Source organism: Pseudomonas sp. Y39-6, from assembly GCF_023651955.1.
GTDB classification, from domain to species: domain Bacteria; phylum Pseudomonadota; class Gammaproteobacteria; order Pseudomonadales; family Pseudomonadaceae; genus Aquipseudomonas; species Aquipseudomonas veronii.
Genome location: NZ_CP069594.1, coordinates 5,547,432 through 5,567,875 on the forward strand (window position 1 = coordinate 5,547,432; position 20,444 = coordinate 5,567,875).

Sequence of the window (20,444 nt, forward strand, 5' to 3'; positions counted from 1 at the left end):
GTGGCGATGCTGCTCTACTGGCTGTTCACCAAACTCTGCTGGCCCACTACATTTTGCTGGGTGGTGTTTCAGGTATTGAAGAGCCCGGTCATTGCCTTCAGGCGCTTCTTGTACACCCGCCGCGCCTCCAACGCCTGCTCCAGGCTGACCGCCACAAACCCCGCCCGCTGGTTCGGCTGCATCTGCCCGATCAAGTCCAGGTCGGCACTGATCACCGTGCCGATCATCGCGTAGCCGCCGCCCGACACCGCGTCCCGATGCAGCACGATCGGCTCCAGCCCGGCCGGCACCTGGATCGAGCCGATCGGGTAGCAACTGTCGACGATGTTCGACGGATCGGACCCCGCGCCAAACGGCTGCTCCCGTGGCTGAAAGCTCAACGCACTGCCGCCCTTGAAGCGATAGCCGATACGATCCGCCTCGGACCCCACCGTCCACGGCTCGGCAAAAAAGCTGCTTTTCGCCGCCGCCGTCAGGCGTTCGTAATACAGGCCGGGCACCACGCGCAAGGTCACATCGCCACCGACTGCCCGGCGCAAGGCCATCGGCAAGCTGTTGCCCGCCCGCCCCTGCCCACTGGGCTCGCCGATGGGCAACTCATCCCCCGCCTGCAATCGCCGCCCGTGAAAGCCACCGAGTGCGCCGAGGGTGTAGGTCGAGCGACTGCCGAGCACCAACGGCACGTCGATGCCGCCGGCGACCGCCAGATAGGTACGCGCACCGGCCAGGGGAAATTCGAAGCGCAACACCTGCCCGGCGCGGACCTGGAACGCGGTGTCCTGGTGGACCACTTCACCGTCCAGGCGCGGCGCCATCAAGGCGCCGCTGAGGGCGACCAAGGCGTCCCGGCGAAACTCCAGCTCGGGACCGATCAGCGTGCATTCCAGGCCGGCCGCGCCCGGCGGGTTGCCCACCAAATGGTTGGCCGCGCTCAGCGCGTACTGGTCCAGCGCGCCCGACGGCGGAATACCCAGGTGGTAATAACCTTCGCGGCCCAGGTCCTGTACCGAGGTCGCCAGGCCGGGTTTGAGCACCTTGATCATGCCAGCGCCTCCTGCAGGGTTTTCGGATAACCGATGGGGTCGGCGAGAAACGCATCCAAGGAAAATTCCAGGGGGCGGATGCGCAGGTCGAAACGTCCTGCGTCCACCTCGGCGACGGCCAGGTCGTAGGCCTCGCGGTCGATCGGTTTGAACTGCACGATGTCGCCCGGCCGGAAGAACACCATGTGGTCCTTGAGGTAGGCCAACTGCTGCGCCGGGTCGTAGATCGGTGCCGGAGTGACGCCGAACATCTGGTAGCCGCCGGCTCCGCGCACCGAGTAGATGCAGCCAAAGCAGCCGCCATGGCCGAGGGTCAGTTTCGGCGTGTCGGTGCGCGGGCGCAGGTACTTGGGCACCTGCAACTGCCGCTCGCGCTCGACCATCTGGAACATGAACGGCAAGCCCGCGACAAAGCCGACCATCGACACAAACCACGGCGCGCCACTGTGGGCCGCGATGAAAGCGTCGACATCGGCCAGGCCGTTGATCCGCGCCGCATATTCCAGGTCGGTGCCGCTGGGGTCTTGATGGCGATCGCGAAAGCGCATCAGGGTTTCGTGGGTCCAGGGGTCGTTGTAGAGCACCGGGATTTCGATGATGCGCGTGTGCAAGGTGCGTTCGGCCACGGCCTGGGCTTCGGCGCTTTGCACCGCGTCGAGCAGCACATGGGGCGCAATGCGGTCCGGGTCGAAGCGGATCTGGAAGGAGGCGTTGGCCAGGCACACATCCAGCACACCGTCCAACGCCAGGCGTTCCACGGCGCGGGTCACGGCCATGCCTTTGAAGAAAGCCTCCAGGGACATGCTGTCGCTGACCTCGGCGAACAGGTGTTCGTCGGCGCCGAAGCTGTAGCGGATGGGGGACGTTTCAGCCATGTCTGTTCCTCTTGGAATCGTTATAGAAAGGCAGGCAAAAAAGTATGGGGTCGATCTTATTCGGGTGTTCTGACCGCAATGCCTGCTTGGTCCAGGGCTTCACGGGTGGCTTCGACCAATTCCAGGGCGCCGGGGGTGTCGCTGTGCAGGCAGATGGAATCGAATTCGATAAACAGGTCTTCGCCTTCTACGGTGCGTACAAGACCCGTCTGACAAGCCCGTAGGACCCGCGCCGCGACGGTGGCAGGGTCGAGGGCGCGCACCGTGCGGGTGAACACGATGGAGCCGCTCAGGTCGTACTCGCGGTCGGCGTAGAACTCACGCACCACCGGCTGCCCCAGTTCCTTGGCAATGCGCCAGATCACCGAATTCGGCATGCAGTACAGCAACAGTGTCGGCTCAATCAGTTGCAGGTTTTGCACCAACAACCGCGCGGCGTCTTCATCGCGGGCCAGGTGCATGTAGAGCGCGCCGTGGGGCTTGATGTGTTGCAGGGGCACACCCTGGGCGCGGGCGATTTCACGCAGGGCGCCGAGCTGGTAGAGCATGTCGTCCACCAACTCCTGGGCCGGCGCGTTGATATGGCGGCGACCGAAGCCCACCAGGTCGCGAAAGCCCGGATGGGCACCGATGGCGACCCCCAGTTGCTTGGCGCGTGCGACGGTGCGGCGCATGGTGCCGGGGTCGCCGGCGTGGAAGCCGGTGGCGATATTGGCCGAGCTGATGTAGGCCATCAGTTCGGCATCGACGCCATCGCCGATCGTCCAGGGGCCGAAGCCTTCGCCCATGTCTGAATTGAAATCCACTGCCTGCATGAAAAGTCGCTCCGCCAAAGGTGATGCTGAAAAGTAGGCTGCGGCTTGACCCCTTGGGAAGATCTATTATCAGATGGCCTATCTTCTGAAAAACAGATATCGCCATGTCGCTGACCTTGCGCCAAATCCGCTACTTCGTCGCCACCGCCGAGATCGGCCAGATTTCCCAGGCGGCGATTCACCTGAACATCTCCCAATCGGCCGTGACCACGGCGATCAAGGAACTGGAGACGATGCTCGGCGTGCAATTGTTCGTGCGTTCGGCCCAGGGCATGAACCTGACCGACGCCGGGCGGCACTTTCTCAACCGCGCCTATGTGATCGTGCGCAGTGTCGACGACGCGCTGAACAGCCCATTGCCCGACTACCGCGCCAGCGGCGTGCTAAGGGTCGCCGCCAGTTACACGGTGCTCGGTTACTTCCTGCCGCACCATCTGCAGCGCATGGAACACTGGCACCCGGACGTGACCATCGAGGTGTTCGAGCAGGAGCGCCAGGCCATCGAACACGGCCTGCTCGACGGCCAGTTCGACATGGCCGTGGTGCTCACCGCCAACCTCACCCACGCGGATATCGTGTCGGAAATCCTCTTCAACTCCGAACGCCGCCTGTGGCTGCCCAGCCATCACCCGTTGTGCGAACGCGGCGCCGTCAGCTTGGCGGACGTGGCCCGCGAGCCCTACATCCTGCTGACCGTCGACGAAGCCGAACACAGCGCCATGCGCTACTGGGAACAGGCCGGGCAAACGCCCAAGGTGCGGCTGCGCACCAGTTCGGTGGAAGCAGTGCGCAGCATGGTCGCCAATGGCAGCGGCGTGGCGATCCTGTCGGACCTGGTGCATCGGCCCTGGTCCCTGGAAGGCAAGCGCATCGAAACCCTGACCGTGACCGACCCGGTGACGCCCATGAGCGTCGGCCTGGCCTGGCACCGCGAGCGCGCATTTACCCCGGCGATGCAGGCGTTCCGGGACTACTTCCACGACGCCTTCCTGGCCCCGCAGCAGTTGTCGGCGCGGCGTTAGAGTTGGGCTTGCAGCGTCGCCGCCAACCAGTCCATGAACACCCGCACCCGCAGCGGTAAATGCCGCTGCCCGGCATAGAGCAGGGACACGTCCAACGGCGGCGCCGGGTATTCCGGCAAAACCGCCACCAGTTCGCCACTGGCCAACTGATCGCCAATGCCCAGGGCCGGCACTTGGATAATCCCGAAACCGCCCAGGCAGGCGGATTTGTAGGCATCGGTGCTGTTGACCGTGACCCGCCCGGCCATGGGCAAGCGCTGTACCTTGTTGCCCTGCAGGTATTCGAACCCCGCCGAGCGCGAACCCAGCGGGCGCACGTAATGCACCAAGTGGTGGTCGGCCAGGTCGGCCAGCGTCCGCGGCACGCCATAGCGTTGCAGGTAGCCTGCGCTCACGCAGTTGATCATCGGCATGCTGCACAACAACCGGGCGACCACCGACTGGTCCGGCTGCACACCGACGCGCAGCACGCAATCGAACCCCTCGGCCAGCAGGTCGACCTGACGGTCGGTGGCGCTGATTTCCAGCTCGATCAACGGGTGCGCGTCCATGAAATGCGGCAGGCGCGGCAGGATCAAATCCCGCGCCATCATGGTCGGCAGGTCCACCCGAATGCGTCCGGTCAGTTGTGTTTCGTCCTGGCGAAACAAGCCCTCCAGTTCCTCCATGTGCGCAAGCAAGTCCTTGCTGCGTTCATACAGCACGCGGCCGTCCTGGGTCGCCTGCACCTTGCGCGTGGTGCGCTGCAGCAGGCGCGCGCCGAGCAGTTCTTCCAGTGCCTGCACATGCTCGGACACCGTGGAGCGCGGCAGGCCCAGGCTCTCGCCGGCGCCGGTGAAACTCGACAGTTCGGTGACGCGCACGAAGGTGCGCAGCAACTCCAGTTTGTTCATGGGATTGTTCGCCTTTTCCGGCCAGTGATTTCGCTTTACCGCTGTTTATCACGTTACAGGCGGACAAATACACTCATTCCCACGATCACCTCAGAGGACTGCACCATGACCCGCAAAATCGCACTGATCACCGGCGCCAGCCGCGGCTTGGGTAGAAGCGCCGCGTTGCGCCTGGCCGCACAAGGCGTGGATATCATCGGCACTTACCACAGCCAGGCGGATGAAGCCCAGGCAGTGGTCGAGCAGATCGAACAATGGGGTGGCCGCGCCGCCATGCTGAAACTGGATGTGAGCCAGAGCGCCACCTTCGACGCGTTCGTCGAAGCCGTCGGCGGCGTGCTCAAGCGTGTTTTCGCACGGGATGATTTCGACTTTCTGATCAACAACGCCGGTATCGGCATCCACGCCAGCTTTGCCGAGACCAGCGAAGCGCAGTTCGACCAACTGGTCGCGATTCAATTCAAAGGCCCGTTTTTTCTGACCCAGAAACTGCTGCCGCTGATCCGTGACGGTGGCCGCATCCTCAATATCTCCAGCGGCCTCGCCCGTTTCAGCCTGCCCGGCTATGCCGCGTATGCGGCGATGAAAGGCGCCATGGAAGTGCTGACCCGCTACCAGGCCAAAGAACTCGGCGCGCGCGGTATCAGCGTCAACATCCTCGCGCCTGGCGCCATCGAAACCGACTTCGGCGGCGGTGCCGTGCGCGACAACGCCAACCTCAACGCGATGGTCGCCAATAACACCGCCCTGGGCCGCGCCGGGTTACCGGATGATATCGGCGGGGCCATTGCCAGCCTGCTGGCGGACGGTAGCCACTGGATCACCGGCCAGCGGATCGAGGCTTCGGGCGGCATGTTTCTGTAAGAGCTTTTCGCGCATCACGTCGTAGCCCCAGTGGTACACGTAGGTGTACGGCAGGAAAAACAGCAACACGCCGATATCGAGAATAAACGCCTGCAGCAGGCTGATGTTCAGCCACGCGGCAATCAACGGCACGCACATCAGGACCAGCCCGCCTTCAAACAGCAAGGCGTGCAGCACCCGGGTCCAGCCGTTGTTGGCCAGTTGCAGGCGTGCCTTGAGGCGGTCGAACAGGCCGTTGAAAATCACGTTCCAGGTCAGCGCCATCAGGCTGATTGCCAGGGTGACCATGCCCATTTCCACCGCGGGCTTGTCCATGATCCACGCCAGCAACGGCGTGCAGATCAACAACGCCAGGGCCTCGAAACCGATGGCCTGGCACACACGTTCAGTAATCGACTTGGTAGGGTTCATGCCCCGGCTCCGTGAGTGACTGTGTTGCCATCATTGCGTTTTGTATCGATACTTCATAACCAATAACCATCGATAAAGGCGATAGTCATGGCCTCCCATGAAGTGCTCCAGGCCTTTGTTCAGGCCGCGACCCAAGGCTCGTTTTCTGCGGCGGCACGCAAGCTGGGCAAGAGCCAGTCCACCGTCAGCGCGGCGGTGGCGAGCCTGGAGATTGACCTCGATGTGCTGCTGTTCGACCGCAGCAGCCGCAAGCCGACGCTGACCGCCGCTGGCCACGTGCTGCTGCAACGCGCCGAGCAGGTGCTGGAGGCGAGCAGTCGGCTGGCGTTGGCGGCAAGTCAGCTATCCCAAGGGTTGGAGGCGAAAGTGACGATTGCGATGTCCGACACCTACCAGTCGGAGCGCTTCGAACTTGCGCTCAAGGCCTTTGAGCAACGCTACCCCGACCTGGAACTGGAATGGCTGATCGCCGAGTGCGAAGACCTGATAGCCCTGGTGCAAAGTGGCCGGGCCCAGATTGCCCTGGTGGAGGCCCAGGAGGTTTACCCACCCGACCTGAGCCGTTCGCCGGTGGAGGAGCGCACGGAAATTGCCCTGTTCGTCGCGCCCACGCACCCCTTGGCCAGCCTGGAAAGCGTCAACCAACAGGTGTTGCAGCAACACCGTGAGCTGCGCCTGGCGAGCATCATCAACCCGAATGAAACCCGCCCCATGGGCCGCGTCTGGTCGGCGCCGAGTTTTCTGATGCTGATGGAAATGGCCCAGCTCGGTTTTGGCTGGGCCGCACTGCCGCGCTGGTTGGTGGAACGCTTTGGCAATGCCGGGCTGATTGAACTGAGCGTGCGCAGTTGGCCGCGCTCGGTGGCGGTGGATGCGCTGTGGTCGCGGCAATATCCGCCGGGGCCTGCGGGGAGTTGGTTGTTGGGGCAGATGCTCGATTGAGTTCGTCCAGAGCAGGCAGCGCTTGGTGGTCCCACAGTGGAAATGCGTTGGACGCTAGATCGGGGTCAGGCTGGCCAGGCGGCGTGCGAGGAAGTGCTTTTCCGGGGTTTGCCGGGTCAGAGACAGGGCTTTTTCATACGCCAGCCGCGCCTCGTCCAGCCGCCCCAATTGTCGGCAGAATTCGCCACGCGCCGAATGCGCCAGGTGATAGTCCAGCAATTCGCCCCGCGCCAGAATCGCCTCCACCTGTTGCAACCCGGCCAACGGCCCATCGCGCATGGCCAGCGCCACTGCGCGGTTCAGTTCGATCACGGGCGACGGCACGGTGCGGAGCAACACATCGTATAGCCCGACAATCTGCGGCCAGTCGGTGTGCTCGGCACTCGGCGCTTCGGCATGTACCGCCGCAATCGCCGCCTGTAAGCCATAGGGCCCAAAGCGCCGGGTCGTCAGCGCTTGCTCCACCAGCGCACAGCCTTCGGCAATCAGGGACGCATCCCACAATGCTCGGTCCTGTTCGTCCAAGAGCACCAATTCGCCGCCGGCCGAGGTCCGCGCCGGGCGGCGCGACTCGTGCAGCAGCATCAATGCCAGCAAGCCCATGACTTCCGGCTCCGGCAGCAACTCCAGCAACAAACGGCCGAGGCGGATGGCTTCACGGGTCAGGTCGTCGCGCGTGAGATCCGCGCCCATCGACGCCGAGTAGCCTTCGTTGAACACCAGGTAAATCACACGCAGCACGCTGTCGAGGCGCTCGGGCAATTCGGCCAGCGACGGCACCTGATAGGGAATCTTCGCCTCGCGGATCTTGCCCTTGGCCCGCACGATCCGCTGGGCGATGGTGGCCGGCGGAACCAAAAAGGCGCGGGCGATTTCTTCGGTGGTCAGGTCGCAGATTTCACGCAAGGTCAACGGCACTTGGGCGTCAGCCGCCAGCGCCGGGTGGCAGCAGGTGAAGATCAGGCGCAGGCGGTCGTCTTCCACGTCTTCGTCGTCCCAATCGGCCGCTGCCAGCGCATCGGCCTGCGCCTGCAATAACGGGGTGAAACGGGCCTGGCGGCGCAGGCGATCGATGGCCTTGAAGCGCCCGGTCGAGACCAGCCATGCCCGCGGATTGCTCGGCACGCCGTCGTGCTCCCAGCGCTGCATGGCGACCAGGAACGCCTCGTGCAGCGCTTCCTCGGCCAGGTCGAAATCGCCGAGCAAGCGAATCAGCGTCGCCAGCACGCGCCGTGATTCGCGGCGGTAAATCGTCTCGATCGGAGGGGTCAATCGGGCAGATCCTGGGTCACCGGGCGATTGGGCGCGTCGCCCCCAGGTTTGATGGACCTTTCACATTCGGCAGGTTGAGTGTTCATGGGTAAACCTCCTGTTTATGGGTGTTTTGTGTTCAGAGATTCAATTGGCGCACGGGGCGTACTTCCACACTACCGACCCGGGCCGCCGGAATGCCGCTGGCGACCTGGAGCGCTTCGTTCAAGTCCCGGGCTTCGATCAGGTAAAACCCGGCCAGCTGCTCCTTGGTTTCGGCAAACGGCCCGTCGGTGATCGACAGCTTGCCATTGCGCATACGCACAGTGGTGGCGGTGCTCACCGACTCCAGCGGCTCGGCGGCGAGCATGCGCCCGCTCTTTTGGACGGACTGCGCGTAGGCGAAACACTCCGGGTCGGCCGGACTGTCCGGCGCGGTGTGCAGCACCTGTTCGTTGCTGTAGATCAGGCACAGGTATTTCATGGCGTTCTCCGTTTTCGGACTACTGACTATAGTTCGCGGGGCTCAAGGTTTCAGGTCGAACAGCGCGACGCCGGTGGCCATGTCGAAGGGGGCCGACCAATGCTCATGCACCACCTTCCATTGGCCGTCGACACGCTGGTAACCGACGGTGACGCGCATCCAGCAGGTCTTGAGCACGCCGTCCGGGCCGGTGCCACCGCAGTGAGCCAGCCAATGGGCAAAGGCGCTGTTGTCGGCGGCGACGATATGCAACTCATGGAAGTCGAACACACCGGGGCCGGGGCAGACTTCCATGCACGCCTGCCAGTGCGCGCGGTAGGCCGCCTTGCCCTTGAACTGCAGGGCGCTAACCGCGTCGAACGCGATGATATCGTCGGCGTAAAAGCTGACAATCTTATCGATGTCCTTGGCGACGACGGCTTGTTTCCATTGTTTGATCAGGGTGTGGATTGCAGTGTTCATGGCGATACTCCTGGGGGGTGAAAATCTTCAGAGACACCCTTAGTCGAATGGCCCGCCGCCCGATCGACAGCGCGCTGAAAAAAATCTCGCAGCGTGCAAACCCGATAGACTGCGCCCTTCTTTGCAGCCGTTCGGACGCCCCGATGCAAACCCGCCTTGTCGCCTACGAGGCGCTGAACGCTGTGCAAACACAGCAAGTCGGCGCGATCGAAGTTCACCCTGAGCAGTTGCCGTTTTGCGGCGACATGTATTGCGCACTCAACACCCTGCTGGTCAACCCCAGCCCCGGCATCAAAGGCTTTGCGCTGCTGGCCGACGATGTGCCCGTGGCCTTCCTCCTGCTCAAATGCCCGCCATGCCTGCCCCATTGGGCCGATGCCCACAGCGCCACGCTGCACGCGTTACAGGTGGATCGCAGCCAACAGGGCCGGGGATTTGGCAAAGCCTGCCTGCAGGCGCTACCCGCGGCGGCGCTTCAGGCCTGGCCGCAGATCAAGGCGCTGGAGTTGTCGGTGGACACGCACAATGTCGCGGCGATGGGCTTGTACCTGGGGCTGGGCTGGGTGGATCGCGGGGAGGCGTACAAAGGGCGGGTCGGGTATGAGCGCCGTTTGAGTCGGGGCTTGGAGCCGCAGTAGATGTCACGTAGAGATGACAGCGACCAACGCTTGGGGGCACGCTGGATCATGAGCATACCCGCGCAGGAAAAACGGCCGAAGAGTCGCCATCATCTTCGGCCGGCGTTTCAGGCCTTTGCTTCCACAGGCAGCCAGACCTCCACGGTGCCGAGGCCCTTTCTCACATCAAAATCCGCGCTGTACCGCTCGAAATCCACGCCGGCAACCTTGTACCCGGAATGCGGCAACCATTCGAACATGATCCGCTCGTAGGTCTGCGGCAACGCGTGTACCTCGCCGTAGTGCGCGAACACGGCATAGTGATGCGGCGGGATTTCGATGAACTCGAAATTGCTCGGCACATCGCCCTTGGCGGGGACTTCAACCCCTGCGATGTAGTCGAACTCATCGTGTCTGGGGTTATGACAAACCCCGTAGGTAAAGCCGCCCAAACGCTTTTTGATGTACTTGACGCTCTCGTCAAACACGCCCCACAACTTGGGAATATCCCCGGTGGTGGCCTTCGAATAATGCCCTTGCACCCCGGCGATCACCAGGGCCTTGCCCTCTTCCATGCGCGGCTCTAACGGTTGTTGCGTCTGCTGATCCATCTGAACAGTCTCCTTCTTATGAGAGAACAAACCCGTATTGAGTATAGGGGTATATCCGGATTGCACTGCATGTAGAAATTTTTCCTACGCATCTGGACAACTGGCCATCATCAACCGTATTGTCTGCCCCGCAGGCCACCGCAGTGGCCGACGTCGCTCGGACGGTTCCGGGCGCTTACGTACTTTCGAGGCAACAATGGCCGACCAAGGTTTGCCGCGCCGCTTTGCGCGCATAGATCGACTCCCCCCCTACGTTTTCAATATCACTGCCGAGCTGAAGATGGCTGCGCGTCGGCGCGGCGAAGACATCATCGACTTGAGCATGGGCAACCCTGACGGCCCGACCCCACCACATATCGTGGAAAAAATGGTCACCGTCGCCCAGCGTGAAGACACCCACGGCTACTCCACCTCCAAAGGCATTCCGCGCCTGCGCCGGGCGATTTCGCGCTGGTACAAGGACCGTTATGAAGTGGATATCGACCCCGAGTCGGAAGCCATCGTCACCATCGGTTCCAAGGAAGGCCTGGCGCACTTGATGCTGGCCACCCTGGACCAGGGCGACACCGTACTGGTGCCCAACCCGAGCTACCCGATTCATATCTACGGTGCCGTGATTGCCGGCGCCCAGGTGCGTTCGGTGCCGTTGATTCCGGGCGTGGACTTTTTCGCCGAGCTGGAACGGGCGATTCGCGGTTCGATTCCCAAGCCGAAGATGATGATCCTGGGGTTCCCGTCCAACCCGACCGCGCAGTGCGTGGAGCTGGATTTCTTCGAGCGGGTGATCGCCCTGGCCAAGCAGTACGACGTGCTGGTGGTGCATGACCTGGCCTACGCCGACATCGTCTACGACGGCTGGAAAGCCCCGTCGATCATGCAGGTGCCGGGCGCCAAGGACATTGCGGTGGAGTTTTTCACCCTGTCCAAGAGCTACAACATGGCCGGCTGGCGCATTGGTTTCATGGTGGGCAACGCAGAACTGGTCAACGCCCTGGCGCGGATCAAGAGCTACCACGACTACGGCACCTTCACCCCGCTGCAAGTGGCGGCGATTGCCGCGCTGGAAGGCGACCAACAGTGCGTGAAAGACATCGCCGAGCAGTACCGCCAGCGCCGCAATGTACTGGTCAAAGGCCTGCATGAGTTGGGCTGGATGGTGGAGAATCCCAAGGCGTCGATGTACGTCTGGGCCAAGATCCCCGAAGCGTATGCCGCCATGGGCTCGCTGGAATTTGCCAAGAAGCTGCTGCTGGAAGCCAAGGTGTGCGTGTCGCCGGGGATTGGCTTTGGTGAATATGGCGACGACCATGTGCGCTTTGCGCTGATCGAGAACCAGGACCGGATTCGCCAGGCGGTACGCGGGATTCGCGGGATGTTCAGGGCGGATGGCTTGGTGCCCAGGACTGGAGTCTGACTGCGAACTGTAATGGGGCATTCATGCCCCATTATCTTGAAAGACTACTTCACGACAAATTTTCGCTCGGTACTACCTGAAACCACCGGAAAAGAAACATAAGCCGAGATGTGGTGGGCGCCCGGAGTCATAACGACGGTGAGCGACCAATTATGTCCGATAGCAACGGCAACTCCCAACTTACCAGTCGAGTCCTCCACTGTTACCGTGGCACCTTCCAGGGGTACTAACCCGGAGATGGTGACAGGGCTAGGGACAGTCGTATTGGCTGCCGGCGCCTGGATTTGAGGCGGCAGTGCCTGCGTGGGTTCATTTTCCTTGGTCATGGCCATTTCCTTTTCTGAATTACATTTGGGGTTTCATTCCCTCATATTCAGAAAAAACCCGGACCTGTGAAAAGTACCAGTTACGACAAGCGGTATTCGCGGTCGCTGTCACACCACCAACGACAGCAACATGATGAAAATCAGTGCCACCACCGACAAGATGGTCTCCATCGCCGTCCAGGTCTTGAACGTCTCGGCCACGGTCATGTTGAAGTACTGCTTCACCAGCCAGAACCCCGCATCGTTGACGTGAGACAGGATCAACGAACCCGCCCCCGTCGCCAACACCAGTAGCTCGCGGTTAACCCCCGGAATCATGCCGACCACCGGCACCACGATGCCTGCGCCAGTGATGGTCGCGACTGTCGCCGAACCGGTCGCCACCCGAATCACCGCCGCCACCAGCCACGCCAGCAGGATCGGGTTGATCTGCGCGTTCACCGCCATATGGCCGATCACGTCGCCCACGCCGCTGGTCACCAGCATCTGTTTGAAACCACCACCGGCACCGATGATCAGGATGATCGCGGCGGTCGGCGCCAGGCTGGCGTCGAGCAACTTGAGGATCTGCTTGGAGTGGATGCCCTGGCGATGACCGAAGGTGTACAGCGACAGCAGCAACGCCAGCAGCAAGGCACTGATCGGGTGACCGATCATGTCCATCCAGTTGCGCACCACATGACCGTCGGCCAAGGCGATGTCGGCGAAGGTTTTCAGCAGCATCAGGAACACCGGCAGCAACACGGTGATCAGGGTGATGCTGAAGCTCGGCAGCGTCTTGTGCTCCGACTCGCGGGCCAGTTGGTCGATCAGTTCCTGGGACGGGTTGCCCGGGATGTACTTGGCGATAAACGTACCGAAGATCGGGCCGGCGATGATGGCAGTCGGCAGTGCGACGATCAGGCCGTACAGAATGGTCTTGCCGATGTCCGCGCCAAACACGCCGATGGCCAGCAGCGGGCCCGGGTGCGGTGGCACCAGGCCATGGACCGCCGACAGGCCGGCGAGCAGTGGGATGCCGATCTTGATCAGCGACACGCCAGTACGGCGCGCGACGATAAACACCAGCGGGATCAGCAACACAAAACCGATCTCGAAGAACAGCGGGATACCCACCAGGAACGCGGCGAACATCATCGCCCACTGGACCTTTTCCTTGCCGAAGGCGCGGATCAGGGTCTGGGCGATCTGATCGGCACCGCCGGATTCGGCCATCATCTTGCCGAGCATCGTACCCAGCGCGAGGATAATGCCGACAAAGCCGAGCACCCCGCCGAAGCCGTCCTGGAAGGCCTTGATGATCTTGTCCACGGGCATGCCCGAGGTCAGGCCAAGGAAGCCGGCGGCGATGATCAACGCGATAAACGGGTGAACCTTGAACTTGGTGATCAAGAAGATCAGACCAATGATAGTGACCACTGCATCAAGCAGCAGGTAGGACTCGTGGGACATGCCAAACATGGGGGTCTCTCCTGTTTGTTGTTGTTATTAAAGCGGGTGTTGAATTTGTTGTCGGAGATAGCGCTATCTTTTCCGACACAAAAATTAATGAGCGGGTTCAAAACCGTGTTTGCACCACCACGCATGGGTTTGCTCGGCCAACGCCTCGACGCTGTCTTCGCTGGCGTTGAGGGCCAGGGTCAGCGGCTCGCCGATGGGCGACTCAAGGGTGGCGAACTGGCTGTCGATCAGGCTTGCCGGCATGAAATGCCCGGGCCGATGGGACACGCGGTCGGCGGCGACTTCGCGGTTCAGTTCCAGAAACACAAAGCCCAGGCCCGGCGCGGCTTCGCGCAGGTGGTCGCGGTATTTCTTTTTCAGTGCGGAACAGGTGAGGACCGGGTGTTCGCCGGCCTTGAGCGAACGGCGTAACTCATCGCACAGGATGTCGAGCCAGCCGGCGCGGTCGTTGTCGTCGAGGGGGTGGCCGGCGCTCATTTTTTCGATGTTCGCGGCGGGGTGAAAGCTGTCGCCTTCAATGGCGGTGGCACCGTTCAGGCGGCACACGGCCTCGCTGACGCTGGTCTTGCCGCAGCCGGCGACACCCATGATGACCAGGGCGGTAACAGGTTGACTCATGAAACACCTCAGGACGCAGATAGCGCTACCTTTGCACGCTGTAAGGCTAGTGCAAAAACAGGCTTTTCCCGCGCCGTCTTGTCTTTTTTTATGGAGTGACGCGTGCATCCGCTCCAAGCATTTGAACTGGATCAGGCAACCCAGCATTCAAGCATTTGCAGCCGTTTGGAGACAGCGCTACCTTAGTGCCTCGATTTTTGTTTGGCAAGCCGCCTGATGACCTCCAAGAACGATAAAAATACGCGCACCACGGGTCGCCCGACCCTCAATGAAGTCGCCCGCCTGGCCGGCGTCAGCCCGATTACCGCTTCCCGCGCCTTGCGTGGCATCAGCACCGTGGCCACCGAACTGGTGGAAAAAGTGCAACGGGCCGCCGCCGAGTTGAACTACGTGGTCAACCCCGCCGCCCGCGCCCTGGCCTCGGCCCAGAGCCATTCGGTGGTGGTGCTGGTGCCCTCGCTGTCCAACCTGCTGTTTATCGAAACCCTCGAAGCGATCCACCAGGTGCTGCGGCCCAAGGGCTTTGAAGTGCTGATCGGCAACTCCCACTATTCCCGCGACGAAGAAGAGACTTTGCTGCGCAACTACATGGCCTACCAGCCGCGGGGTTTGCTGCTGACCGGGTTCGATCGGACCGAAAGCGCGCGACGGATGGTCGAGGCCAGCAATGTGCCGTGCGTGTACATGATGGATCTGGACCCCAACGCTGGCGTGAACTGCGTGGGCTTTTCGCAGTTGGCGGCGGGTGAGACGGCGGCGGCGCATTTGCTGTCCCGTGGGCGCAAGCGCCTGGCGTATATCGGCGCGCAACTGGACCAACGCACCTTGCTGCGCGGCGAAGGCTTCCGCCGTGCGTTGCAACAGGCCGGGCTGTACGACCCGGCGCTGGAACTGTTGACGCCACGCCCCTCCTCCGTGGGCCTGGGCGGCGAGTTGTTCTTGCAGTTGCTGGCGGCCCATCCGGATGTGGATGCGATCTTCTTCGGCAACGACGACCTGGCCCAGGGCGCGCTGCTCGAAGCCCTGCGTCACGGCATCAACGTCCCGGGGCGCGTGGCCGTGCTGGGTTTCAACGACCTGCCCGCCTCCTCCTTCATGGTGCCGCGCCTGAGCAGCATCAGCACGCCGCGCGAGGCCATCGGTCGGCGCGCGGCGGAGCATCTGCTGACGGTCATGGCGGGGAACAAGATCGCCAAGCCGGTGGTGGACATGGGGTTTGAGTTGCAGGTGCGGGAGAGCACGTAGGACGCGGCTGACATTGCGATGTGGCCTTGGCAATTCGTCAGTTGAGGGAGCTGAGCGTATTGCCAGTGGGCAAAGCCATGGCCCCACACACATTTTTAACCGTGCCCGCTTGAAGGCATCGCCGTAATGTCCGCCCCCTGCTAGATTGAGCGTTCTCCACTGTCAGGGAAGCACCATGGGACACTCACTGAAAATCTTGGGTCGCGCTTCATCCATCAACGTGCGCAAAGTGCTCTGGACCTGCCAGGAACTGGGCATCGACTATGTGCGCGAAGACTGGGGCATCGGCTTCAAGCCGACCCAATCCGCCGAATTCCTTGCCCTGAACCCCAACGCCCAAGTGCCGGTGCTGATCGACGACCACGGTGTGCTGTGGGAGTCCAACACCATCTGTCGCTACCTGGTGAACCTCTACCAACGCCACGACCTGCTGCCTCTCGAGCCCGCCCCCCGCGCCCGGGTCGAGCAGTGGATGGACTGGCAAGCCACCGAACTCAACCCGTCCTGGGGTTATGCCTTCCAGGCCCTGGTGCGCAACAGCCCCGACCATCAGGACCCGCAGCGCATCAAGGCGGGCGTGCAAGCCTGGCACGACAAGATGGGCCTGCTGGAACAACAATTGGCAAAGACCGGTGCCTACGTGGCTGGCGACGAATTCACCCTGGCTGACATCCTCATCGGCCTCTCGGTTCACCGCTGGCAGATGACGCCGATGGAGCGCCCGTCCTACCCGGCAGTTGCCGCGTATTACCAGCGCCTTGGCCAGCATGCCGGCTTTAAGACCTTCGCCCTCGACGGCCATGACTAAGCCCAAGGACAACAACGTAAAAGAACTCAACGTACTGCGCCGCACCGGGGCCTGCGACAGCAAAACGCTCGCTTCGTACCACCCATCGGATACTGCGGCCTACCTGTCAACATTGACAGTAGACGCTACCCGTTACCGACGTTTGACTGACAGCGAAGTGATTGGGCGCTCCCAATTCCTATAACCTCTCGGAGGCATCCGCTCATGGATAACGATCGGTCACGGGCCCTGAAATCGCAGCCTGCAGATGGCTTGGTAACAGCGAACATCAACGATCCCATTGGAAACTTCACATCCGAAGACATCCAATTTCACGAGTTTCCTGAAGCTAATTTTATAGACGCCAAGAGCAATCAAGGCCAGCGGCTGATGAGCTTTCAATTAGCTAAAGATATCCAGCCTGGCTCATATGATGTTGCCCAAGAAAAAGGCAAGGTTCAGGTCTATTACTACCATGCGCTTGGACCGAACCCATGGACTTACCAGCCCAGCAGCGGGAAATTCCACCTCACGAAGATCGATCTGGAACTTCGGCACCTCGCTGCGACATTCTCTTTCACCTCTCATAAGGTGCCCAAGGGCGAAGAACCACTGAAGGTCACCCAGGGTGAGTTGAATCTTACGGGCGCTTAACCCCATCATCGACTGAGCCCTTGTGCGATTAATCAGCGAATGTCCAGGGGTGCCATATGCCACCAGGCGTTGGAAAACATCGCCCATTGACGGCAACGCTTGGCCGTCGACGGGACAATGTTTGCCGCGATGGCCGCGCCAGCGCCCATAAAACCTTGGGATTAGCACCCGGCACGCTATTTGCTCCAGCTGACGCATCGAACATTTGCATAGGTGACCGATCATGCTGATTAACAACAACACTCAAGCCTTGTCGACCGTCGAAAAGCTCAAGCGCCCCGACATGGACCCCGCCAACGCGGCCGCCAGCACGCTGTACAGCGGTGCCCTGCAAACGGCGCAGCAAAGTGTGAGCGTACCCGCCGCGCAGACCCAACTGGACAAGGCCGCCGACCGCATCGACGAAGCCTTCGCCAAGACCCGCGTGCAGTTGCAGGCCTCAACGGCCGCCACCCCGGCGACCACGGATGTGCCCGCAGCCGGTTCTACCACGAGTGCGGCGCGCGCAGACTTCACCGATTACATGAGCAAAACCCCGGCCGAACGCATTCGCGAACAGTTGCTCAAGGAGCAGGGGTTGACCGAGGCGGAGGTGCAGACAATGCCGCAGGAAAAACAGGATGCAATCGCCAAGCAAGTGGCTGATCGTCTGAAGCAACAGCAAGAGCAGCAGGTAGCCGTGAAAACGGCAGAGCCACAAGCGCAATCGGTGAAAGAGACCTTGGCCGCGATCTAAGCGACCCGGCCAATGGGGCCATTCGGTCGCGCAGTAACGCCGTGTGCCAGGACGTTGATTTCCCGGCACTGGGTGCCATCACGCTAGTTGGGCATCGACAGCTCAGAGCAGGTGTGTCCTGCTCTGTGCGGTAAGGCGGGAACATCTTGCAGATCGTAGGCTTCTACACGTTCAACTCAGTGACCGAACAGCCCTGTCTCGGATTTCTTGGCTTTCTTGTCAGCGCGTTTTTCATCGGCGGTCTTTGCCGGTTTCTTCTTCGCGGCTTTCTTTGAATCCATACCTTTGGCCATGATGCATGCTCCACTTACAGGGGATGTAACAATGGGTATACCACCTATTGCCGCACATTAGGCGCTTATAATCCCCGGCCCTGGATAACGCCTGCCTGAACACCATGCCCGAATTGCACATCGAACCGCTGGCAGAGCCCCTGTGGCCGCTGCTGAACAAGTTTTATCGTCACCACGATTCGCCGATGAAGGCACTCAAGGGCGGACGTCTATGGGTGGCGCGGGACCGCGAGATCGTCGCCGGCTTATGCCTGACGCCAGTGGTGGGCGGGCAATGGCTGACCGGGGTGTTTGTCGACCCGGCCTATCGCGGTCAGGGGCTGGCGGCGCGCTTGATTCGTCAAGCGGTGGCCGATGGGGAGGGTACGGTCTGGCTGATGTGTCATCCGGACCTGGAAGGCTGGTATCAACGCATGGGTTTCACCCAGGATACCGTGCTGCCGCAGTCCCTCAGCGAACGGTTGGTGCGCTACAAGCGCAACAAGCCGATGATCGCGATGGGCTTGGAACGCGCCTTGTAACCTCCCGCGGGAGCTGAGGTTGGCGTTGCGTTGTGTCAGGAGGCTACTCGTCGGCCGTCGGGTCCATGTCGGGGAACATCACCTCGATGAACCCGAACTTGCTGAAATCGGTAATCCGCGACGGGTACAAGCGGCCGATCAGGTGATCGCACTCGTGCTGCACCACCCGCGCATGGAAGCCATCGGCAATGCGGATGATCGGTTCGCCCTTGGGGTCGAAACCTTCGTAGCGGATCTGCTGGTAACGGTCCACCGCGCCGCGCAGGCCGGGCACGGACAGGCAGCCTTCGAAGCCCTCTTCCATGATCGGACTGAGCGGCGTGATCAGTGGATTGATCAAAATCGTCTGCGGTACGGCCGGCGCCTCCGGGTAGCGTTCGCTGCTCTCGAAACCAAAGATCACCAATTGCAGGTCAACACCGATCTGCGGCGCGGCCAGGCCGACACCGCCGACGTGCTCCATGGTCTGGAACATGTCATCGATCAGTTGCCACAGTTCGGGGCTGTCGAACATTTCCGGCGGAACCGGCGGGGCGATACGCAGCAGGCGCTCATCGCCCATTTTCAGGATTTCACGGATCATCAATCAGACTTCATCGGGAGTGGGCTTGGAATGGTCTCGGCCAAGACCGGAGACGTGCTTTTTTTTCACCGGCATGGGTGTTTTCATCGAATGTCTTTTCTCCCGGGTCTTTGCCTTCGGCCGACATGTGCTCGATCACGGCATTCATCTCCGCCCCCAGCAACAACACGGCGGCGGAAATATAGAAGTACAGGAGCAGAACAATGATCGCGCCGATGCTGCCATACATGGCGTTGTAGTCGGCGAAGGTTTTGACGTAGTAGCCAAAGCCCAGGGACGCGACGATCCACACCACCACCGCCAGCACCGAGCCAGGGGTGATGAAGCGGAATTTCTGCTGCACGTCAGGCATCACGTAATACATGAGGGCCACGGCGAACATCAGCAGGATCACAATCAGCGGCCAGCGCAAGATGGTCCACAGCGTGACCACGAATTCCTGCATGCCGATCTGCCCTGCCAGCCATTCCATGACCTGCGGGCCGAGCACCATCAGCGCGGCGGCGGCGAGCAACATGCCAGCGATGCCGACGGTGTAGAAAACCGACAGCGGGAAACGCTTCCAGATCGGCCGGCCTTCGATCACGTCGTAGGCGGCGTTCATCGCGCTCATCATCAGGCGCACGCCGGCCGACGCGGTCCACAGGGCAATCACGATACCCACCGAAAGCAGGCCGCCCTTGGACTGCTGCAACTGGTCGATCACCGGGTTGACCTGCTCGAGGGCCTGGGGCGGCAACACCAGTTCCGACTGCAGGCGCAGCCAGGTGAAGAAGTCCGGCAAATGCAGGAAACCGATCAATGCAATGAGAAACAGCAGGAACGGAAACAACGAGAACAGCATCTGGTAGGCCAGTGCCGAGGCGTAGGTGGACATCTCGTCGTTGACGAATTCCTTGACCGTGCGTACCAGCACTTGGTGCAGCTTGAGACCATCGAGTACCGGGAAAATCATAGCGTCTCCTTTCGCCGCAAAAAGTCAGGTTCGTGGGCGACTCAGGGGCCGTTTTCTACATCAAGGTAGCCTATTTGGCGACCTTGAAACAATTTCGAAAGATTAACCACTTCAGGTGACACAAAAACGGCCATCCGTGGATGGCCGTCGGGCTGGGTAATACAAGCGGCGAATCAGGGTCACTTGATCGCTTTCTTCACCGCATCCTTGATATCACCCACGGCTTTCTGCACTTCGCCTTTCTTTTCCTGGACCACCCCTTCAGCGCGCAGCTTGTCGTTGCCGGTCACTTTGCCGACACCTTGCTTGATGTTGCCGACTGCTTCGTTGGCGACGCCTTTTACCTTATCCGATGTGCTGCTCATGGTATTTCTCCTGGAACAATCGAGGGGTTTTGGTCATTACCTAGAGATTGACCCAGGGCCGTTCGGCAGAGTTTCAATTATTTTTACGCGGGCATTTCATCGCCGGCAGCAGGTTTGGCTTTATGTTTTGCGGCCAACCCACGAGAATGCCCGGCACATTCAGGCTACAACGCTGAATAACAGATCCCGTAGGAAG

The 20,444-nt window shown here is 61.4% G+C and carries 24 protein-coding genes and 1 pseudogene; 10 read left to right on the forward strand and 15 right to left on the reverse strand.

The window, feature by feature from the left end:
• Positions 1 to 68 precede the first annotated feature (68 nt).
• The 3 genes from JN756_RS25195 to JN756_RS25205 are packed head-to-tail and all read right to left on the reverse strand — an operon-like array spanning position 69 to position 2,733.
• The gene (locus tag JN756_RS25195) at positions 69 to 1,043 is read right to left on the reverse strand and encodes a 5-oxoprolinase subunit C family protein (protein ID WP_057004499.1); all 975 of its coding nucleotides are present in this window, start codon (positions 1,041 to 1,043) and stop codon (positions 69 to 71) included.
• The gene (locus tag JN756_RS25200; RefSeq protein ID WP_017847221.1) at positions 1,040 to 1,918 is read right to left on the reverse strand and encodes a 5-oxoprolinase subunit B family protein; all 879 of its coding nucleotides are present in this window, start codon (positions 1,916 to 1,918) and stop codon (positions 1,040 to 1,042) included. Before JN756_RS25200 ends, JN756_RS25195 begins: the two co-directional genes overlap by 4 nt.
• Before the next feature lie 56 nt (positions 1,919 to 1,974).
• Positions 1,975 to 2,733, reverse strand: a complete 759-nt coding sequence (locus JN756_RS25205; RefSeq protein WP_057004500.1) for a 5-oxoprolinase subunit PxpA — start codon at positions 2,731 to 2,733, stop codon at positions 1,975 to 1,977.
• 104 nt (positions 2,734 to 2,837) lie between these two features.
• On the opposite strand from JN756_RS25205, the gene JN756_RS25210 reads away from it, so the two are divergent.
• A complete protein-coding gene (locus JN756_RS25210; RefSeq protein WP_201021463.1) occupies positions 2,838 to 3,755 on the forward strand; it encodes a LysR family transcriptional regulator in 918 nt (305 codons plus the stop codon).
• Here JN756_RS25210 and JN756_RS25215 read toward each other — a convergent pair.
• Complete coding sequence (locus tag JN756_RS25215; RefSeq protein ID WP_201021464.1) at positions 3,752 to 4,648, reverse strand: LysR family transcriptional regulator; 897 nt, start codon at positions 4,646 to 4,648, stop codon at positions 3,752 to 3,754. The two genes, JN756_RS25210 and JN756_RS25215, sit on opposite strands and share 4 nt — an antisense overlap.
• A 105-nt stretch (positions 4,649 to 4,753) precedes the next feature.
• Between JN756_RS25215 and JN756_RS25220 the strand changes: the two genes are divergently transcribed.
• A complete protein-coding gene (locus JN756_RS25220; protein WP_046382305.1) occupies positions 4,754 to 5,512 on the forward strand; it encodes an SDR family NAD(P)-dependent oxidoreductase in 759 nt (252 codons plus the stop codon).
• Here the strand turns inward: JN756_RS25220 and JN756_RS25225 are convergent.
• Positions 5,411 to 5,923 (reverse strand): multidrug/biocide efflux PACE transporter, encoded by a 513-nt coding sequence (locus JN756_RS25225; RefSeq protein WP_046382304.1) that lies wholly within the window; start codon positions 5,921 to 5,923, stop codon positions 5,411 to 5,413. The genes JN756_RS25220 and JN756_RS25225 overlap by 102 nt on opposite strands.
• 87 nt (positions 5,924 to 6,010) lie before the next feature.
• Between JN756_RS25225 and JN756_RS25230 the strand changes: the two genes are divergently transcribed.
• Complete coding sequence (locus tag JN756_RS25230; protein ID WP_017847215.1) at positions 6,011 to 6,865, forward strand: LysR family transcriptional regulator; 855 nt, start codon at positions 6,011 to 6,013, stop codon at positions 6,863 to 6,865.
• A 54-nt stretch (positions 6,866 to 6,919) separates the two neighbouring features.
• Here JN756_RS25230 and JN756_RS25235 read toward each other — a convergent pair whose 3' ends face one another.
• From JN756_RS25235 to JN756_RS25245, 3 genes are all read right to left on the reverse strand, one after another.
• The gene (locus tag JN756_RS25235; RefSeq protein ID WP_057004501.1) at positions 6,920 to 8,137 is read right to left on the reverse strand and encodes an RNA polymerase sigma factor; all 1,218 of its coding nucleotides are present in this window, start codon (positions 8,135 to 8,137) and stop codon (positions 6,920 to 6,922) included.
• 118 nt (positions 8,138 to 8,255) lie between these two features.
• Positions 8,256 to 8,600, reverse strand: coding sequence for a YciI family protein (locus JN756_RS25240; protein ID WP_201021465.1), 345 nt, complete (start codon positions 8,598 to 8,600; stop codon positions 8,256 to 8,258).
• A gap of 42 nt (positions 8,601 to 8,642) precedes the next feature.
• Positions 8,643 to 9,062 carry a YybH family protein gene (locus JN756_RS25245; protein WP_046382301.1) on the reverse strand — a complete coding sequence of 140 codons (420 nt, stop codon included), beginning with the start codon at positions 9,060 to 9,062 and terminating at the stop codon, positions 8,643 to 8,645.
• Between the two features lie 143 nt (positions 9,063 to 9,205).
• On the opposite strand from JN756_RS25245, the gene JN756_RS25250 reads away from it, so the two are divergent.
• Complete coding sequence (locus JN756_RS25250; protein ID WP_017847211.1) at positions 9,206 to 9,700, forward strand: GNAT family N-acetyltransferase; 495 nt, start codon at positions 9,206 to 9,208, stop codon at positions 9,698 to 9,700.
• A 107-nt stretch (positions 9,701 to 9,807) separates the two neighbouring features.
• On the opposite strand, the gene JN756_RS25255 is transcribed toward JN756_RS25250, so the two are convergent.
• Positions 9,808 to 10,290 (reverse strand): GyrI-like domain-containing protein, encoded by a 483-nt coding sequence (locus JN756_RS25255; protein WP_017847210.1) that lies wholly within the window; start codon positions 10,288 to 10,290, stop codon positions 9,808 to 9,810.
• Between the two features lie 196 nt (positions 10,291 to 10,486).
• Between JN756_RS25255 and alaC the strand changes: the two genes are divergently transcribed.
• A complete protein-coding gene (gene alaC, locus JN756_RS25260) occupies positions 10,487 to 11,704 on the forward strand; it encodes an alanine transaminase (protein ID WP_057004502.1) in 1,218 nt (405 codons plus the stop codon).
• 44 nt (positions 11,705 to 11,748) lie between these two features.
• On the opposite strand, the gene JN756_RS25265 is transcribed toward alaC, so the two are convergent.
• The 3 genes from JN756_RS25265 to JN756_RS25275 all read right to left on the reverse strand — a co-directional run bounded on the left by JN756_RS25265 (position 11,749) and on the right by JN756_RS25275 (position 14,109).
• Complete coding sequence (locus JN756_RS25265; protein WP_046382298.1) at positions 11,749 to 12,030, reverse strand: hypothetical protein; 282 nt, start codon at positions 12,028 to 12,030, stop codon at positions 11,749 to 11,751.
• Positions 12,031 to 12,138: 108 nt separating this feature from the next.
• Positions 12,139 to 13,491, reverse strand: a complete 1,353-nt coding sequence (locus JN756_RS25270) for a GntP family permease (protein WP_057004503.1) — start codon at positions 13,489 to 13,491, stop codon at positions 12,139 to 12,141.
• 84 nt (positions 13,492 to 13,575) lie between these two features.
• The gene (locus JN756_RS25275) at positions 13,576 to 14,109 is read right to left on the reverse strand and encodes a gluconokinase (RefSeq protein WP_046382296.1); all 534 of its coding nucleotides are present in this window, start codon (positions 14,107 to 14,109) and stop codon (positions 13,576 to 13,578) included.
• Positions 14,110 to 14,322: 213 nt separating this feature from the next.
• Between JN756_RS25275 and gntR the strand changes: the two genes are divergently transcribed.
• The 5 genes from gntR (at position 14,323) to JN756_RS25300 (ending at position 18,345) form a co-directional block, all read left to right on the forward strand.
• The gene (gntR, locus tag JN756_RS25280; protein WP_162231529.1) at positions 14,323 to 15,354 is read left to right on the forward strand and encodes an HTH-type transcriptional regulator GntR; all 1,032 of its coding nucleotides are present in this window, start codon (positions 14,323 to 14,325) and stop codon (positions 15,352 to 15,354) included.
• A gap of 175 nt (positions 15,355 to 15,529) precedes the next feature.
• The gene (locus JN756_RS25285) at positions 15,530 to 16,162 is read left to right on the forward strand and encodes a glutathione S-transferase family protein (RefSeq protein WP_017847205.1); all 633 of its coding nucleotides are present in this window, start codon (positions 15,530 to 15,532) and stop codon (positions 16,160 to 16,162) included.
• A 204-nt stretch (positions 16,163 to 16,366) separates the two neighbouring features.
• A complete protein-coding gene (locus tag JN756_RS25290; protein ID WP_057004504.1) occupies positions 16,367 to 16,795 on the forward strand; it encodes a hypothetical protein in 429 nt (142 codons plus the stop codon).
• Positions 16,796 to 17,018: 223 nt separating this feature from the next.
• Complete coding sequence (locus tag JN756_RS25295; protein ID WP_057004505.1) at positions 17,019 to 17,531, forward strand: hypothetical protein; 513 nt, start codon at positions 17,019 to 17,021, stop codon at positions 17,529 to 17,531.
• Positions 17,532 to 17,928: 397 nt separating this feature from the next.
• Positions 17,929 to 18,345 carry a GNAT family N-acetyltransferase gene (locus JN756_RS25300; protein ID WP_017847202.1) on the forward strand — a complete coding sequence of 139 codons (417 nt, stop codon included), beginning with the start codon at positions 17,929 to 17,931 and terminating at the stop codon, positions 18,343 to 18,345.
• A 43-nt stretch (positions 18,346 to 18,388) separates the two neighbouring features.
• Here the strand turns inward: JN756_RS25300 and def are convergent, their stop codons facing one another.
• The 3 genes and pseudogenes from def to JN756_RS25315 all read right to left on the reverse strand — a co-directional run bounded on the left by def (position 18,389) and on the right by JN756_RS25315 (position 20,248).
• Positions 18,389 to 18,928 (reverse strand): peptide deformylase, encoded by a 540-nt coding sequence (gene def, locus JN756_RS25305; RefSeq protein ID WP_026140057.1) that lies wholly within the window; start codon positions 18,926 to 18,928, stop codon positions 18,389 to 18,391.
• 3 nt (positions 18,929 to 18,931) lie between these two features.
• Positions 18,932 to 19,883 (reverse strand): annotated as a pseudogene (locus tag JN756_RS25310) (YihY/virulence factor BrkB family protein).
• Positions 19,884 to 20,062: 179 nt separating this feature from the next.
• Positions 20,063 to 20,248 (reverse strand): CsbD family protein, encoded by a 186-nt coding sequence (locus JN756_RS25315; RefSeq protein ID WP_046382290.1) that lies wholly within the window; start codon positions 20,246 to 20,248, stop codon positions 20,063 to 20,065.
• Between the last annotated feature and the right edge of the window lie 196 nt (positions 20,249 to 20,444).

Coding starts and splice junctions, on each gene's coding strand:
- JN756_RS25230 (WP_017847215.1), top strand. CDS start 6,011: ATGGCCTCCCATGAAGTGCTCCAGGCCTTTGTTCAGGCCGCGACCCAA.
- JN756_RS25270 (WP_057004503.1), bottom strand. CDS start 13,491: ATGTTTGGCATGTCCCACGAGTCCTACCTGCTGCTTGATGCAGTGGTC.
- JN756_RS25255 (WP_017847210.1), bottom strand. CDS start 10,290: ATGGATCAGCAGACGCAACAACCGTTAGAGCCGCGCATGGAAGAGGGC.
- JN756_RS25265 (WP_046382298.1), bottom strand. CDS start 12,030: ATGACCAAGGAAAATGAACCCACGCAGGCACTGCCGCCTCAAATCCAG.
- JN756_RS25225 (WP_046382304.1), bottom strand. CDS start 5,923: ATGAACCCTACCAAGTCGATTACTGAACGTGTGTGCCAGGCCATCGGT.
- JN756_RS25315 (WP_046382290.1), bottom strand. CDS start 20,248: ATGAGCAGCACATCGGATAAGGTAAAAGGCGTCGCCAACGAAGCAGTC.
- JN756_RS25240 (WP_201021465.1), bottom strand. CDS start 8,600: ATGAAATACCTGTGCCTGATCTACAGCAACGAACAGGTGCTGCACACC.
- JN756_RS25300 (WP_017847202.1), top strand. CDS start 17,929: ATGCCCGAATTGCACATCGAACCGCTGGCAGAGCCCCTGTGGCCGCTG.
- JN756_RS25245 (WP_046382301.1), bottom strand. CDS start 9,062: ATGAACACTGCAATCCACACCCTGATCAAACAATGGAAACAAGCCGTC.
- JN756_RS25215 (WP_201021464.1), bottom strand. CDS start 4,648: ATGAACAAACTGGAGTTGCTGCGCACCTTCGTGCGCGTCACCGAACTG.
- JN756_RS25275 (WP_046382296.1), bottom strand. CDS start 14,109: ATGAGTCAACCTGTTACCGCCCTGGTCATCATGGGTGTCGCCGGCTGC.
- JN756_RS25205 (WP_057004500.1), bottom strand. CDS start 2,733: ATGCAGGCAGTGGATTTCAATTCAGACATGGGCGAAGGCTTCGGCCCC.
- JN756_RS25295 (WP_057004505.1), top strand. CDS start 17,019: ATGCTGATTAACAACAACACTCAAGCCTTGTCGACCGTCGAAAAGCTC.
- JN756_RS25290 (WP_057004504.1), top strand. CDS start 16,367: ATGGATAACGATCGGTCACGGGCCCTGAAATCGCAGCCTGCAGATGGC.
- JN756_RS25195 (WP_057004499.1), bottom strand. CDS start 1,043: ATGATCAAGGTGCTCAAACCCGGCCTGGCGACCTCGGTACAGGACCTG.
- JN756_RS25200 (WP_017847221.1), bottom strand. CDS start 1,918: ATGGCTGAAACGTCCCCCATCCGCTACAGCTTCGGCGCCGACGAACAC.
- JN756_RS25210 (WP_201021463.1), top strand. CDS start 2,838: ATGTCGCTGACCTTGCGCCAAATCCGCTACTTCGTCGCCACCGCCGAG.
- JN756_RS25250 (WP_017847211.1), top strand. CDS start 9,206: ATGCAAACCCGCCTTGTCGCCTACGAGGCGCTGAACGCTGTGCAAACA.
- JN756_RS25285 (WP_017847205.1), top strand. CDS start 15,530: ATGGGACACTCACTGAAAATCTTGGGTCGCGCTTCATCCATCAACGTG.
- alaC (WP_057004502.1), top strand. CDS start 10,487: ATGGCCGACCAAGGTTTGCCGCGCCGCTTTGCGCGCATAGATCGACTC.
- def (WP_026140057.1), bottom strand. CDS start 18,928: ATGATCCGTGAAATCCTGAAAATGGGCGATGAGCGCCTGCTGCGTATC.
- JN756_RS25220 (WP_046382305.1), top strand. CDS start 4,754: ATGACCCGCAAAATCGCACTGATCACCGGCGCCAGCCGCGGCTTGGGT.